The following is a 13,986-nucleotide window of genomic DNA, read 5'->3' as shown; positions in this document are numbered from 1 at the left end:
CTTAGGGGACAGGCTCGACGTCGTTGGCGTGGTCGAGTGCGGCGTCCAGCGGGGCAGGCCGCCGCGATTCGTCCCACCGGACCAGGACGACCCCGCCGACGATCAGGATGCCGCCCAGGAGCTGGACGGGCCCGGGAAGCTCGCCCAGCAGCAGCCAGGCCCAGATGACGGCGAACAGCACCTCGGTGAGCGAGACGAAGGACGCCACCTTGGAGCCCAGCGCCCGCGCCGCCATGATGCCGGAGACGTAAGCAAGCACTGTGGCAAGGAGCACCAGGCCGCCCAGCGCCACCCACCAGGGCGTAACCCAGGGGCCCAGCCGGGTGTCGGCCGTGCTGGCGGCCATTGGCAGCAATCCGGTGGCCGCGGCCAGCCACATCACGACAGCGCCCACCATCAGTCCCCCCGAGGCCAGCACGATCGGCGGCAGGTTGTCGTTCTCCGTGGCCGTAATGAAGAAGTAGATGGCCAGGCAGACGGCGGCAGCGATCCCCCACAGCACGCCGACGACGTCGATCTTCACCGCCCCGGTGAGGTCCAGCACCAGGAACAGGCCCGCTAGCGAGAGCAGCGTACCGGCAATGGTAAGCGGGCCCGGACGCCGCCGGCTGGCTGCCCAGAGCCACAGGACGATCAGCACCGGGGCGAGGTATTCGAGCAACAGCGCCACACCGACGGACAGCCGGGCGACGGCGTTGAAATAGAACAACTGGCAGGCGGCTACGCCGATCAGGCCGAACAGGCCGATGGTCAGCCAGTTGTTCCGGAGCTGATGCCACCGGCCGCGGAGGGCGGCGACCGCCGGGACGGCCAGGACCAGCGCGGCCCCGGTGAGCCGGGCCGTCACCGCGGCGCCGGGGGTCCAGCCCGTCTCCAACAGCGCCTTGGCGAAGGAGCCGGAGAGTCCGAACACCGCCGAGGAGAACAGTGCCACCCCCAGGCCCGAGGCCAGGAAACCCGGGGGGCCCTGCTCGGGCTGCCGGGCGCGCCGGAGCGAGGGGCGGGTTGCGGTCGGGGCTCCGGCGGGGGGGCGTCCGGCAGACACAGGCGTTCTCCTGTCAGGAGTAAAATTGGGTTATGGTCATGACAGTACGCCCGGTTAACGTAAGGAGTCAAGATGGTTTTTGCCCCTGACACGGAAGTTGCGCTGCGCTCGGTGGTGTGCCTGATCAACACTGCCGCCAACGGGGAGGAGCAGCTGTCCACCGTCGCGGAGTTGGACCGCTTTCTCGCGGCCGAGGGCTTCAGCGGCTCCCGGACCGGGGACGCCGCGGAGTTGGACAGCGTGCACCGGCTGCGCGCCCGGCTCGCGGCGCTGTGGCTGGCCGATGAGGATAGCGCCGTCGACACCGTCAACCGCCTGCTGCGCGAAGCCAAGGCCTTGCCGCAGTTGATGAAGCACGACGGCTGGGACTGGCACCTGCACGCGACCACCCCCGAGGCGCCGCTGGCCGTCCGGATGAGCACCGAGGCCGCGATGGGGCTGGTGGACGTGATCCGCAGCAAGGAAATGGACCGGATGCTGGTCTGCGCCGCAGACGACTGCGACGCCGTCGTGCTGGATCTGAGCCGGAACCGCTCCAAACGCTACTGCGACACCGGAAACTGCGCCAACCGCGCGCACGTCGCCGCCTACCGCGCCCGGAAAGCGGCATCGTAGCGCCCTTTAGCGGAGGTCGCCGCCGGCGTCGGGAGTTCCGGCATCGCGGGTCCCTGCCTCGGGACCGGGCTGCGGGCCGCGACCGCCGCGGGGCATCGCCGGGGGCCTGGAGCTCAGGTTGACGCCGGAACCCTTGCCGAGGTGCTCGGCGTTGTCCTTGTAGCTCATCGAAAGCATGGCCGCGAGCACCAGTGTGACGATGAACGCGATGCCGGCGCCGGTGAAGGCCAAGTCGAAACGGGGCTGTTTTGCGCTTCCACCGGTGGCGAAGATCAGGACGGCGAAGAAAGCCAGCACTGCCCAGAACACGGAGAACATGAGCGGTCCCTTGACCGAGGTCCGCGGGCTGCGGCGTTCTCCTGATTTCTGCTCTGCCAAGGTGCTTTCCTCCTGACGCCAGCGCCGGTGGGGCGTGGAAGTCGTGATACCGCGGTTGTTCTACGCCGGGTAGAACCTGTCCCTACTAGTTTACGGCCTCCGCGGAAACGCCCCGCCCATCATGCCGCAGGGTCAACCCGGCCAGGGTCCACAGCACGCCGCTGATGATCGCGCCGCCGCCGGCAACGCCGAGCAGCGCGTGCGGGCCGAGGTCAATGAAAAACGGCAGCGCAACCGCGGTGCCCAGGCCGATCGCCCCGGAGGTGACCCAGTCCCGCGCCAGGACCGAGCGGCGGCGGGCGGCGACACCCAGATACAGTTCCGCGGCTCCGCCGAGTCCCAGGCCCAGCGCGCCGAGGGTTCCAAACACCAGGCTTCCGGTGAGCAGGGCCACCGCTACGCCGGTGCCGGCCAGGACCGCGCCCGCTGCCGCGAGGATTTTAGCGCTGCGTTCCCCGTGCGGCAGCCCGGTCTTCTTCACACTCCAGACCAGCACCACCCCCGTGACCAGCAGGTAAAGGCCGCCCGCCCAGCCCATGCCCGCAGCCGGGGGCGCGGCCCAGAACACGGTGACGGCACCGAACACCAGCGCGACGCCGGCCCGGACCAGCACCGGCCTCCACAGGTCCGTGGCGGTGTGCAGGGTCGAAGCGCGGGGGGTTACGGGGAGAGTCACCCGACCAGTTTAGTGGCTACCGGATCCGCGCCGCACCTGTCCGCACCGGCCCGCGCCGGCCTCACCGGGCACCGGTCAGCATCCACCGGTCCGTGCGTGCCCGCAGCCCCAGCGTGAGTGCGCGGGCCATCATGTAACCCAGCGAGAAGGCCGCCCAGAGCCAGAAAAGCGCTGCGCCGCCGTCGGCACCGGAGAGCCGGACCCACAGCAGCAGCGGCAGGTACGCGGCAAGATTCACGACGCCGGCAATGGCCAGGTACCGCGCGTCGCCGGCGCCGATCAGCACGCCGTCGAGGACAAAGACGTAGCCCGCGACCGGTTGTCCGGCAGCCAGGACCCACAAAGCGAGCGTGAGGGCGGACCGGACGCCGCCGTCGCCGGTGAACAGCAGCCCCGTCCACGGCGCGGCGCCGGCCAGCAGGATCCCGGTCAGCACACCAAAGCCGAGACCCCAGCGGACCATGGTTCCGGTGAGCTCGCGCACCGCTGCCGGCCGGGAGGCGCCGAGTTCCTTACCGATCAGCGCCTGGGCGGCAATGGCGAGGGCGTCGAGGGCGAAGGCAAGGAAGGTGAACACGGTCATCGCCAGCTGGTGGGCGGCCAGATTGACCGGGCCCTGGGCGGTGGCCACCACCACGGTGGCAAGGATCGCGATCCGCAGGCTCAGCGTCCGCAGCATCAGCCACGAGCCCACCCTGGCCAGGGCCCTGATGCCGCGCCAGTCGGGAACCAGGGACACCCCGTGGTTGCGGGCATTGCGCTTCACCATCACGAGGTAGACCAGCGCCATGGCCCACTGGACGATGCTGGTGCCGAGGGCCGATCCGGTGACCGAGAGCTGCAGCCCGTAGACCAGGACGAGGTTCAGCACGATGTTGGCCGCGAAGCCGGCGGCGGCCACCGCCAGCGGGGTGCGGGTGTCCTGCAGGCCCCGCAGCACTCCTGTGCCGGCGAAGATGAGCAGTGTGGCCACGAGGCCGGGCATGGACCAGCGCAGGTAGTCCACGGCAAACGTCCGCACCTCTCCGCGCGCGCCCATCAGGTCCAGCAGAGGTTCGGCGGCGAGGACTCCGGCCACTGCCAGTACGGCGCCCAGCAGCAGGGCGAGCCATACACCGTCCCGTCCGGCGGCCAACGCCTTCGGCAGCTGGCCGTTGCCGATCGCGCGCGCCACGGCCGGAGTTGTTGAGTAGGCCAGAAACACCATCAGCCCCACCGCGGTATGCAGCACTGCCGAGGCCAGCCCGACGCCGGCGAGCTGCGCCACGCCCAGGTGCCCGACGATCGCTGAGTCGGCAAGCAGGAAAAGCGGCTCGGCGATCAGCGCCCCGAAGGCCGGGACGGCCAGGCGGAGAATTTCCCGCCGCCGGGCGCGCGGGGAGGCGAATACGGGAGTCAAGGCGGGGGCTGGCACGCGACCACCCTAGCGGGCCAGCGGGCATCACACGACTTCCTTTTAGTTGGCCCACACTGACCATCAGAGCCCGCACGATCTTGCGCAGCGTCACCGGCTTCGTGTTCGCCGCCCACGGCTGGCAGAAAAGCCCTCCGTTGACACGGCGCTCTTGGGCCGTACCGGCTCCAGGCTCAGCGTCCTGGCCTAGGCGCAGCGTCCGCAACACCGCGCGACGGCGTGCGGTCACCTTCTTTGGTAGCCGCACGCCGTGGCGCGTGTGTGGCCGCCCGCGCGGGAAATGTGTCGGCCACCTGCGCCGGTTCGCCGTGCCATCAGTACACTCGCTTCCATGACTGAAACTCCCGCCCACGCCGTCACGCTGCGCTTCCTTGCCGCCCCCACCGACGTCGGCCACAGCGGCTCGGTGGATGCCGGGACGGTGCTGGAATGGGTGGACAAGGCGGCCTATGCCGCCGCCGTCGGCTGGGCCAAGTCCTACTGCGTGACCGCCTACGTGGGGAACATTCACTTCGCGGATCCGGTCAACAGCGGCGACATGGTGGAAGTCACGGCCACCATCGTTTATACCGGCCGGTCCTCCATGCACATCCGCACCGTGGTCTCCTCCGGCGACCCGAAGGGCGGGCCGGCCACGATGCGCAGCCAGTGCCTGGTGATCTTCGTGGCGGTGGGCGAAGACGGCCGGCCGAATCCGGTGCCGCACTTTGACCCGACCACCCCGGAGGAAATCGAGCAGCGCGATCACGCGCTGGCTCGGATCAAGGTCCGCGAAGACATCGTCCAGGCCATGAGCGCCCAGGAATACACCGACGCCGGAACCGCCGAACGCGTCACGCTGCGGTTCATGGCCGCGCCCGCGGACGTGAACTGGGGCGGCAAGGTCCACGGCGGGATCGTCATGAAGTGGATCGATGAGGCCGCCTACGTCTGCGCCTCACGTTACTGCGGCAAGGACACGGTGGCGGTCTTCTCCGGCGGCGTACGCTTCTACCGGCCGCTGCTGATCGGCCACCTGGTGGAGGTGGAGGCCCGGCTGGTGTACACCGGAACGAAGGGCATGCACATAGCCGTCCACGTCCGCTCGGGCGACCCCAAGGGCCACGAACTGAACCTCACCACGTACTGCCTGACCGTCATGGTCGCCCGGGACGGGAGCGGCACCTCAGTGCCGATCCCGCAGTGGGTTCCGGTCTCCGACGAAGACCGGCGGCTGCATGCCCACGCCAGGGAGTTGCTGGAAATCCGGGGCCGGGCGCCGGGCAACCGGCTGCCCGCCCACCTGCCCTAGAAGCCGCCGCCGCCCGCATCGCCCGCCATGTTGGCGAAGCGGGAATAGTGGCCCTGGAAGGCGACCACAATGTCCTTCGTGGGGCCATTGCGGTGCTTGGCGATGAGGATGTCCGCTTCACCCGCCCGCGGTGACTCCTTGTCATAGACGTCTTCGCGGTGCAGCAGGATGACCATGTCCGCGTCCTGCTCGATCGAGCCGGACTCGCGGAGGTCAGAGACCATGGGCCGCTTGTCCTGGCGCTGCTCGGAGCCACGGTTCAGCTGCGAGAGCGCAATCACCGGAACCTGGAGTTCCTTGGCCAGCAGCTTCAGGGCGCGGGAGAATTCCGAGACTTCCTGCTGCCGCGATTCGACCTTCTTGCCCGAGCTCATGAGCTGCAGGTAGTCGAGGATGACCAGCTTGAGGTCGTGCTGCTGTTTCAGGCGGCGGCACTTTGCGCGGATCTCCATCAGCGACATGTTGGGGCTGTCGTCGATGAACAACGGGGCATCGTTCATCCGGCCCATGGTGGTGGCGATCTTGGACCACTGCTCGTCCTTGATGGTGCCCTTGCGAAGGTCCTGCAGGCCGATCGTGGCCTCGGCGGACAGCAGGCGCATGGCGATCTCGTTCCGGCCCATTTCCAAGGAGAACATCACGGTGGCGAGGTTGTTTTTGATGGCCGCGGAGCGGGCGAAGTCCAGCGCGAAGGTGGACTTGCCGACGGCGGGGCGGGCGGCGATGACAATCATCTGGCCGGGGTGCAGGCCGTGGGTCAGCTCGTCCAGTTCGTAGAAGCCGGTGGGGACGCCCACCATTCCTTCACCGCGGTGGCCGGAAGCCTCGATCTCATCCACGGTGGCTTCCATCACGTCCTTGAGGACGACGTAGTCCTCCGCGGTGCGGCGCTCGGCCACGGCGTAGACCTCGGCTTGTGCCTGGTTCACCAGGTCTTCCACCTCACCGTCCTGCCCGTAACCGAGCTGGACGATCTTGGTGCCGGCATTGACCAGCCGGCGCAGGACAGCCCGTTCGGCCACGATCTCGGCGTAGTAGCCGGCGTTTGCCGCGGTGGGGACGGTCTGGATCAGCTCGTGGAGGTAGGCCGGTCCGCCGATCCGGTTGATCTCGCCGCGCTTGGTCAGCTCATCCGAGACGGTGACCGCGTCGGCGGGCTCACCGCGGCCGTACAGGTCAATGATGGCCTCGTAAACGGTTTCGTGCGCCGGCCGGTAGAAATCCTGGCCGCGAAGGATTTCCACGACATCCGCAATGGCGTCCTTGGAGAGCATCATGCCGCCCAGCACAGACTGCTCCGCGGGAATGTCCTGTGGCGGCTTGCGGCTGCCTTCGGAGCTCCGAGTGCCCTCGACCGAGTCCAGATGGGTAACTGACAAAACTGCCGTCCTTCATTGTGCGCCGGCTGAATCAAATTCGCCGGCGGCGCTAAGCCAAGTGTTGTGGTGCAGCTGCCGCAGAATCCGGCAGTCATCCACCGGGTTCTTCCTATCAGCGGGCTCCGACAATTTGCCCGGCAACCGGGTGCGGCGTCAGCCCTGCGGGACCCTTGAGCCGGTGTCGCGGAGTCCCGGATTTCGGGATCGCCAGCTGGACACCCGCAACGTTATCCTCCGATCGGGCAGGCACCAACCCCGACGCCCTGCCGGTCTGTGGATAAGTTGTGGACTAGTGCCACCTGCTTGTGCACAGCCTGTGGGCATGTCTGTGGATAGAGAAATTCTTCAACCGATAATCCGCCGCTGACCTGCGGGAACAGTCAGCTGCGCCTGTGGACTAAAAATAGTTTTCCCCAAGCTTCATCCACAGCTTGCAACCGGCGGCTGGGGATACTGCCCGGCACTACGAGGCACAGGTTGCACCGAATATGCTAAAAGTGTGATGCCTGACACCCGGCCCGGGAGGGAATCGATGTCCACGCTTACGCCCGGTATGCCACGCCCGGAATGTGCTGTGGATAACTGGTATCTGGCATAAGCTTTGGCCATGGGCGATGTCTTGATCATCATATTGCCCGCCCTCATTCTGGCGGCAGTGCTGTGGGCGGTTTCGGCGGCGCTGAAGCCGCGCAATTTCGGCATCTCCGACGCCGAACGCTACCAACTGGAACTGGCCATGCGGTCACGGGCCCACTACGAGGCGCAGGTCAAGGCCGCCCTGGCCGCCCGCGCACGGGTGGAAGCCGCGACCCGGCCAAGCCAGAATGAACAGCAACAATCGCAACAGGCAGAGCACGCCCGGTCCGGCGCGGGGACGGCCGCGGGCTCCTTCAGCGACGCGGGGCGTGCCGGCTATCCAGGTGCGGTGCTGCCCGGAGGCCAGCTCAGTCCTCAGTTTACTTTCCAGCTCCAGGCATTGGCCCGGTCCGGCCATAAGGTCCAGGCCATCAAGCTGCTCCGCCAGGCCACCCGTTCAGACCTCCTGACCGCCAAGAATTACGTAGATCGGCTGTAGTCCATGGAAGCCCTGCTAGTACCTCTCCTGATCCTCGTGCTCGTGGGCGTCGTCGTCGTACTGGCTGCTCGTGCGATCGCGCGCCACCGGCCGCGGCGCCCGCAGGACGAGGATCCGCGGCCCACCCGGAATTCGGCGGAGCTGGCGCGTTCTGCCGCCGCCAGGCTGGATCAGGAGCAGCACCGCCGCCTGTACGCCCTCATCGCCCAAGGCCAGGCAATGGGCGCCATCAAGCTGTACCTGGAAGCCACCGGCGAGGGCCTCCGCGCCTCCCGGGACGCAGTGGGGGCCCTGGCAGCCCACCCGCAGGCGTATCTTCCCCGGCCGGCCCCCGAGCAACCGGCCCACGACGAGGAGGACGAGCACGCCCCGCAGCGCTTTCCCTACCGATACCGGGCGATTGCCAGCAAGGGCGACGTCACCCGCGAGGTCAGCAGCAACATGCTCAACGATGAGATTTACGGCCGGATCCGCACACTGGCCAGGAGCGGCGACGCCGAGGGCGCCGCTGCGGCTTTGACCCGGCACTCGGACATTTCCCTCAAGCAGGCCCGCGAATTCATCGCCCTGCTCGAAGACTGACCGACGCCGCAACGGGGCAGCCGCCTAGTTGCCGCCGGAAATTCCGGCGAGCAGCTGTTCGAATGGCAGCGACTCCAGCGGGGCGTACCGGGACCCGGGCTGCGCGCCGTCTAGCAGACGGGTGAACTCGCCCGCGGCCCGCTTAATCCGAGCGGAGAGCGGCGTCCCGCCGGCGCCGGCAGTTCCCCAGTCCAGCGGACCGGCGAAGACGGCGGTGGCGGCGGGACGGGTGCGCAGGTAGCTGAAGAGCGGCCGCATCGCGAAGTCCAGCACCATCTGGTGCCGGTCTGTGCCGGCAGTGGCGCCCAGCAGGACAGCCTTGCCTTCCAGTGACTTGGGGTCGAGCACGTCAATGAATGACTTGAACAGCCCGCTGTACGAGGCGCTGAAGACCGGGCTGACGGCGATGATGCCATCCGAGGCCTCGACCCCGGCGATCACTTCGGCCAGCCGCGGCGCGGCGTACCCGGTCACGAAGTTGTTGGCAATATCAACAGCCAGATCCCGCAGTTCGACGACGTCGACGGTCACGGCGTAGCCGGCGGCGGAAAGCTGGTGTTCGGCCGAGGCCGCCAGCTGGTCCGCCAGCAGGCGGCTCGACGACGGGACGCCAAGTCCGGCGGAGAGAACGGTAATGCGGCGGGTTTCCACGGTGTGCTCCTGTAGGTCATTCGCAGGGTCGGTAACTGCATGCGTTTGCATCTATCCGTAGAAGCGGTGGCACGCCCGCTTTATTCCCCGGTCCCTCCAGGCCGGCGGCTGGCGACCGGCCCGTCATGGGGGTCCTGCACCACGGGTGAGCCGGCCTTAAATCAGAAGGCCCCCGCGTCCGGTTCCCAGCGGGAATCCGGAGGCGGGGGCCTCCCGGCAGTTCAGTCAGCAGATACGACTACTTGCCTGAAACTACGTCGAGTTCGATCACAGCGGAAACGTCGTCGTGCAGACGGACGTTGGCCTGGTAGGAACCGGTCGACTTGATGTGAGCCGGCAGTTCAACCTTGCGCTTGTCGATGCGGCCGAGGCCGGCAGCCTCAACAGCGTCGGCAACGTCGGCCTGCTTGACGGTGCCGAACAGGCGTCCGGTCTCGCCGGCCTTGACGACCAGCTTGACCGGCTTGGCCTGCAATGCAGCAGCCTGCTTCTGAGCGTCTTCCAGGGAAGCGTGCTCGCGGGCGACGCGGGCAGCCTTGATGGACTCAACCTGCTTCTCGCCACCCTTGGACCAGGTCAGGGCGAAGTTGCGGGGCAGCAGGTAGTTACGTGCGTAACCGTCCTTGACCTCGACAACGTCGCCAGCAGCACCGAGACCGGTGACTTCGTGGGTCAGAATGAGCTTTGCCATGTTAGTTGATCCCTTCCCTAGCCGCGGCCAGCGCCGGAGTAAGGCAGCAGAGCAACTTCGCGGGCGTTCTTGATTGCCTGGGCGATTTTGCGCTGTTCCTGCACCGTGACGCCAGTGACGCGCCGGGCACGGATCTTTCCGCGGTCGGAGATGAACTTGCGCAGCAATGCTACGTCCTTGTAGTCGATGACGGTGATGTCAGCGGCCTTCAAGGGGTTGGACTTTGGTTTGGGCTTACGGAGTTCAGCCTTAGCCATCGTGGAGCTCCTATTCGATGGAGCCCGTGGATATTGATCCACGGGATGGTGGTGATCCGTGGCGGTCGCCGCGCGGCTGCCATGAGGCTGCCTCGCGGGTCCCGACGTCGGACCTTAGATGATGTTTAGAAGGGAGGTTCGGAATCCGGGCCGTTGCCCCAGCCGCCTGCATTGCTGACCCCGGGCGTCGCCCAGGGATCGTCCTGCGTTGCGGGCTGGTTGCCGCCCCAGCTTCCGCCGGAGTTGCCGCCCTGGTTTCCACCAGAGTTGCCACCGAAACCGCCGCTGTTGCCGCCGCCGAAGCCACCCTGGCCGCCGTTTCCGGCTCCCCCGGCGCCGGAGCGCTGGGTTCGGTTGACCTTGGCGTTGGCGTAGCGCAGGCTGGGGCCGATCTCGTCGACCTCAAGCTCGATGACGGTGCGCTTCTCGCCTTCCTTCGTTTCGTAGGAACGGCTCTTCAGACGGCCGGAAACGATCACGCGCATGCCCTTGGTGAGGGATTCGGCGACGTTCTCGGCCGCTTCGCGCCATACCGATGCGCGGAGGAACAGGGTTTCCCCGTCCTTCCACTCATTGGACTGGCGGTCGAAAGTGCGGGGCGTAGAAGCGATGGTGAAGTTCGCTACTGCCGAACCTGACGGTGTGAACCTCAGTTCGGGATCATTGGTGAGATTACCGATGACCGTAATAGTGGTTTCGCCTGCCATCTACTGCCTCCTTGTTCGTTCCTGCGGTGTTAAAGATTGAAGGGTGGAGCTGACTACTCAGCAACAACCTTCTGCTCTTCGGGGCGGGTGATCTTGGTGCGCATGATGGTCTCGTTGAGACTCAGCTGGCGGTCAAGTTCCTTGGCGGTAGCCGGCGCGGCGGTGAAGTTCACCACGGCGTAGATACCTTCGGACTTCTTCTGGATCTCGTAAGCCAGTCGACGACGGCCCCAGATGTCAACCTTTTCGATGGTTCCACCATCGTTGGTGATGACAGTCAGGAACTTCTGAAGCGACGGCTCAACGGTACGCTCTTCGACCTCGGGGTCGATGATTACCATCAATTCGTAAGGACGCATATGTGAACCCACCTCCTTTGGGCTAAGCGGTTACGGCATTTCCGTAACAGGAGGTTCATTTGCGGTGCTGGTGCGGCGCATCGCCCCCGGAACGGAGGCAGGGCGCAGCACAGACTTCAACAGCTTAGTGCATCCGGGCCGGTTCCAACGACTTCCTGACCATCATCATGGACTCTTCGCCCCTGCCGGCGGAGGCGTGCCGGCGGGTATGTGGATAACGTCGGAGACGGCCGCACCACACGTGCGGCGCGGGCCCGGGGCTAGGAAGCGGTGCGGAAGAACAGTTCGGTAACCCTCGCCAGCCGGTGCGGGTCCTCGACACCGCACAGTTCGCGGGCCGAGTGCATCGAGAGCAGGGGGACGCCGACGTCGACCGTCCTGATCCCGAGCCGGGTGGCGGTCAACGGACCGATCGTGGAACCGCAGGGCATCACGTTGTTGGAGACGAATTCCTGGTAGGGGATCCCGGCGTCGGTGCAGAGCCGCGCCCACAGCGCCGCACCGGCGGCGTCCGTGGCATAGCGCTGGTTGGCATTGATCTTCAGCAGCGGGCCGCCGTTCAGGACCGGGCGGTTGGCCGGGTCGTGGCGCTCGGGGTAGTTGGGGTGGACGGCGTGGCCGGCGTCGGCAGAAACGCAGAACGACGCCGCGAACGCCTGCCGCCGCTGGCTCGCCGTGGCGCCGAGCCCGTCGGAGATGCGGACCAGGATGTCCTCCAGGACCGGTCCACAGGCCCCGGAGCGGGAGGCGGAGCCGATTTCCTCGTGGTCGAAGGCGGCCAGCACGGCGATCGGGCCGCCGGCCGGAACCGCCCCGGCGGCGTGCGCGATGAGCGCGGCGACTCCGGCATGGGTGGCGGAGAGATTGTCCAGCCGGCCGGAGGCGAAGAACTCGTCCCTGGCGCCGAACACGGCCGGTGCCTGGGTGTCCGCGATGACGACGTCGTAGCCGCCGATCTGCGCCGGATCGACGGTTTCTCCGGGCACCCGCGCCGCGAGCAGGCCCAGGAGGTCCGTGCCGGCGGGGTCGCCGAGACCGAAGACCGGATTCATGTGCTGTTGCTTGTCCAGGGCCAGGCCCTCGTTTACCGCGCGGTCCAGGTGGATCGCCAGTTGCGGGAAGCGCAGCAGCGGACCCGTGGCGGTCAGGTGCTGCGTGCCGTCGAGCATCACCAGCCGTCCGGCGAGCTGCAGTTCCCGGTCCAGCCAGGAATTGAGCAGCGGACCGCCGTAGACCTCGACGCCGGCCTGCAGCCAGCCGAATTTGCCGGTGGTGGGCTTGGGCTTCAGCTTGAACGACGGCGAATCGGTGTGCGCACCGAGGATGTTGAAGCCGGTGGTTGGCCCGGCGTTCTGCGGCGTCACCCAGGCGATGAGGGCGCCGTCGCGGATCACATAGAACTTGCCGGAGGATGCGGCGGGGATTCCCACGCCATCGGGGGTGCCGCCGCCTCCAGCGGTCCACGGCCGCAACTCGTCGAGGCCGGTAAACCCTGCTTTGTCCAGCCGACGGGCCGCCTCGTGGACTGCGTGGAAGCTCGACGGCGACGCGCTGACGTACGCGCCGAGGTCCCGGATGTGGTCTGCGGCAGTGGCGGAGGAAGGCATGGCTCCGAGTCTAGCGCCGCCGCTATGTCGTAACGCTGAGCCCGGCCGCACCGCCCGCGGCCGACCACCCCGGACATGCCCACCCTCCTGACGCAGGACTGGACATGTCCCGCCGCGGCCCACGGACCTGCCCACCTTCCGGACCCAGGACCGGTCATGTCTTCCGCCGCACCCGGACATGTCCATTGGTCGCGGCGGCCGATGGGCATAGTGGCATTATGTCCATCGCTCGGTGCCGGCATTGGGCATGTCCGGTGGTGCCGGGTGTCGGCATTGGGCATGTCCGGTGGTGCCGGGTGCCGGCATTGGGCATGTCCGGTGGTGCCGGGTGCCGGCATTGCGCAGATCCCGGACGATACCCGCTAGACGTCCCGCTTCTTGAGCAGGATGCCGGCCAGCAGCACAGGAATGAGAACCCACGCGCCTAGGACGAGCGCGGCCTGCCAGGCCTCCAGCGTGTCGGGGAGATGCTCGGCAGCCGTCATCGGCGCCAGCGTGCTGCCCGGAACAAATTTGCGGAGTTCCTTGACGAAGTCGCCCTGGATGATCTGCAGCGCGATAGGTAGGACAAAAAAGACGCCCACGAGGCTCATGATGCCGCCGGCGGAGTTCCGGATCAGGGCACCGATGGCCATTCCGATCGCAGCGACGGCGGCAACGTACACGCTGTTGATCAGGAGGGTCCGGTAGTAGTGCCCGCTCGAGACGTCCAGGGTGTGGCCGTACTGATCGAAAATCGGCACGGCAACGAGGCCGGCGAGGTAGAGCGAAAGTGCGGTGATCAGGAAGGCGGAAACCACGACGACGAGGAGCTTGGCCACGAAGGCCGGGGTCCGCTTCGGGACTGCCGTGAACGTGGACCGCGCCATTCCCGTGGTGAACTCGGAACTGATGATCAGCACGGCCAGCGAACCGAGGATCAGTTGGGCAAAGGAGATGCCGGCACTGGGCGCCGACGCGGCAATGTCTCCCTGGGCCGCCAGGGCGGCGGAACGCTGCGGATTCGCATTGGAGGCCTGGAGCGCCTGGCCGATCCCCCAGGCCGCGAGGGCGCCGACCCCCACAATGACCACGATCGTGGAGCCGAGCAGGATCAGGGTGGACAGCAGGGTACGGAATTTGATGAATTCGGCGTTGAGCACCCGCGGGAAGCTCGGTCCCGGGCCGTTGCTGAGGCCGTCGCCGGCCCGGTCGCCGGCCGTGCCGGCGTGCGCACCGCGGCGGGAGGGAGTGGGTTCGAGAGTGGTTGAGCTCATGGC

16 protein-coding genes are annotated in these 13,986 nt (G+C 67.3%); 4 read left to right on the top strand and 12 right to left on the bottom strand.

The window, feature by feature from the left end:
- Nucleotide 1 precedes the first annotated feature (1 nt).
- Nucleotides 2–952: an EamA family transporter gene (locus ABIB14_RS07990; RefSeq protein WP_354235404.1), complete on the bottom strand. Its 951-nt coding sequence runs from the start codon at nucleotides 950–952 to the stop codon at nucleotides 2–4.
- Between the two features lie 165 nt (nucleotides 953–1,117).
- Here ABIB14_RS07990 and ABIB14_RS07985 point away from each other — a divergent pair, with 165 nt between their 5' ends.
- Nucleotides 1,118–1,660: a CGNR zinc finger domain-containing protein gene (locus ABIB14_RS07985; protein ID WP_354235343.1), complete on the top strand. Its 543-nt coding sequence runs from the start codon at nucleotides 1,118–1,120 to the stop codon at nucleotides 1,658–1,660.
- 6 nt (nucleotides 1,661–1,666) lie between these two features.
- On the opposite strand, the gene ABIB14_RS07980 is transcribed toward ABIB14_RS07985, so the two are convergent.
- From ABIB14_RS07980 to ABIB14_RS07970, 3 genes are all read right to left on the bottom strand, one after another.
- Nucleotides 1,667–2,038, bottom strand: a complete 372-nt coding sequence (locus ABIB14_RS07980; protein ID WP_354235342.1) for a hypothetical protein — start codon at nucleotides 2,036–2,038, stop codon at nucleotides 1,667–1,669.
- A gap of 85 nt (nucleotides 2,039–2,123) precedes the next feature.
- Nucleotides 2,124–2,714 (bottom strand): hypothetical protein, encoded by a 591-nt coding sequence (locus ABIB14_RS07975; protein ID WP_354235341.1) that lies wholly within the window; start codon nucleotides 2,712–2,714, stop codon nucleotides 2,124–2,126.
- Nucleotides 2,715–2,775: 61 nt separating this feature from the next.
- Nucleotides 2,776–4,128, bottom strand: a complete 1,353-nt coding sequence (locus ABIB14_RS07970; RefSeq protein WP_354235340.1) for an MATE family efflux transporter — start codon at nucleotides 4,126–4,128, stop codon at nucleotides 2,776–2,778.
- A gap of 331 nt (nucleotides 4,129–4,459) precedes the next feature.
- Here ABIB14_RS07970 and ABIB14_RS07965 point away from each other — a divergent pair, with 331 nt between their 5' ends.
- Nucleotides 4,460–5,419: an acyl-CoA thioesterase gene (locus ABIB14_RS07965; RefSeq protein ID WP_354235339.1), complete on the top strand. Its 960-nt coding sequence runs from the start codon at nucleotides 4,460–4,462 to the stop codon at nucleotides 5,417–5,419.
- Here the strand turns inward: ABIB14_RS07965 and dnaB are convergent.
- The gene (gene dnaB / locus ABIB14_RS07960) at nucleotides 5,416–6,798 is read right to left on the bottom strand and encodes a replicative DNA helicase (protein WP_354235338.1); all 1,383 of its coding nucleotides are present in this window, start codon (nucleotides 6,796–6,798) and stop codon (nucleotides 5,416–5,418) included. The genes ABIB14_RS07965 and dnaB overlap by 4 nt on opposite strands.
- Before the next feature lie 607 nt (nucleotides 6,799–7,405).
- Here dnaB and ABIB14_RS07955 point away from each other — a divergent pair.
- Entirely contained in the window at nucleotides 7,406–7,873 is a 468-nt protein-coding gene (locus ABIB14_RS07955) for a hypothetical protein (protein ID WP_354235337.1), read from the top strand.
- A gap of 3 nt (nucleotides 7,874–7,876) precedes the next feature.
- Complete coding sequence (locus ABIB14_RS07950) at nucleotides 7,877–8,455, top strand: hypothetical protein (protein WP_354235336.1); 579 nt, start codon at nucleotides 7,877–7,879, stop codon at nucleotides 8,453–8,455.
- 24 nt (nucleotides 8,456–8,479) lie between these two features.
- On the opposite strand, the gene ABIB14_RS07945 is transcribed toward ABIB14_RS07950, so the two are convergent.
- The 7 genes from ABIB14_RS07945 to ABIB14_RS07915 all read right to left on the bottom strand — a co-directional run bounded on the left by ABIB14_RS07945 (nucleotide 8,480) and on the right by ABIB14_RS07915 (nucleotide 13,983).
- Complete coding sequence (locus tag ABIB14_RS07945; protein ID WP_354235335.1) at nucleotides 8,480–9,106, bottom strand: FMN reductase; 627 nt, start codon at nucleotides 9,104–9,106, stop codon at nucleotides 8,480–8,482.
- A gap of 238 nt (nucleotides 9,107–9,344) precedes the next feature.
- Nucleotides 9,345–9,797 carry a 50S ribosomal protein L9 gene (rplI, locus tag ABIB14_RS07940; RefSeq protein WP_354235334.1) on the bottom strand — a complete coding sequence of 151 codons (453 nt, stop codon included), beginning with the start codon at nucleotides 9,795–9,797 and terminating at the stop codon, nucleotides 9,345–9,347.
- Between the two features lie 17 nt (nucleotides 9,798–9,814).
- On the bottom strand, nucleotides 9,815–10,054 hold the full coding sequence (gene rpsR, locus ABIB14_RS07935) for a 30S ribosomal protein S18 (protein WP_003800144.1): 240 nt from the start codon (nucleotides 10,052–10,054) through the stop codon (nucleotides 9,815–9,817).
- Nucleotides 10,055–10,179: 125 nt separating this feature from the next.
- Nucleotides 10,180–10,761: a single-stranded DNA-binding protein gene (locus ABIB14_RS07930; protein ID WP_354235333.1), complete on the bottom strand. Its 582-nt coding sequence runs from the start codon at nucleotides 10,759–10,761 to the stop codon at nucleotides 10,180–10,182.
- 53 nt (nucleotides 10,762–10,814) lie between these two features.
- A complete protein-coding gene (gene rpsF, locus ABIB14_RS07925; RefSeq protein ID WP_354235332.1) occupies nucleotides 10,815–11,120 on the bottom strand; it encodes a 30S ribosomal protein S6 in 306 nt (101 codons plus the stop codon).
- Nucleotides 11,121–11,380: 260 nt separating this feature from the next.
- On the bottom strand, nucleotides 11,381–12,727 hold the full coding sequence (locus ABIB14_RS07920) for a M18 family aminopeptidase (protein WP_354235331.1): 1,347 nt from the start codon (nucleotides 12,725–12,727) through the stop codon (nucleotides 11,381–11,383).
- A gap of 362 nt (nucleotides 12,728–13,089) precedes the next feature.
- Complete coding sequence (locus tag ABIB14_RS07915; protein WP_354235330.1) at nucleotides 13,090–13,983, bottom strand: ABC transporter permease subunit; 894 nt, start codon at nucleotides 13,981–13,983, stop codon at nucleotides 13,090–13,092.
- Nucleotides 13,984–13,986 lie beyond the last annotated feature (3 nt).

The organism is Arthrobacter sp. UYEF3, from assembly GCF_040546245.1.
In the GTDB taxonomy this organism is placed as follows: Bacteria; Actinomycetota; Actinomycetes; order Actinomycetales; family Micrococcaceae; genus Arthrobacter.
Note: the sequence above shows the minus strand (reverse complement) of the source record. Positions and strands in the feature narration are given on the sequence as shown.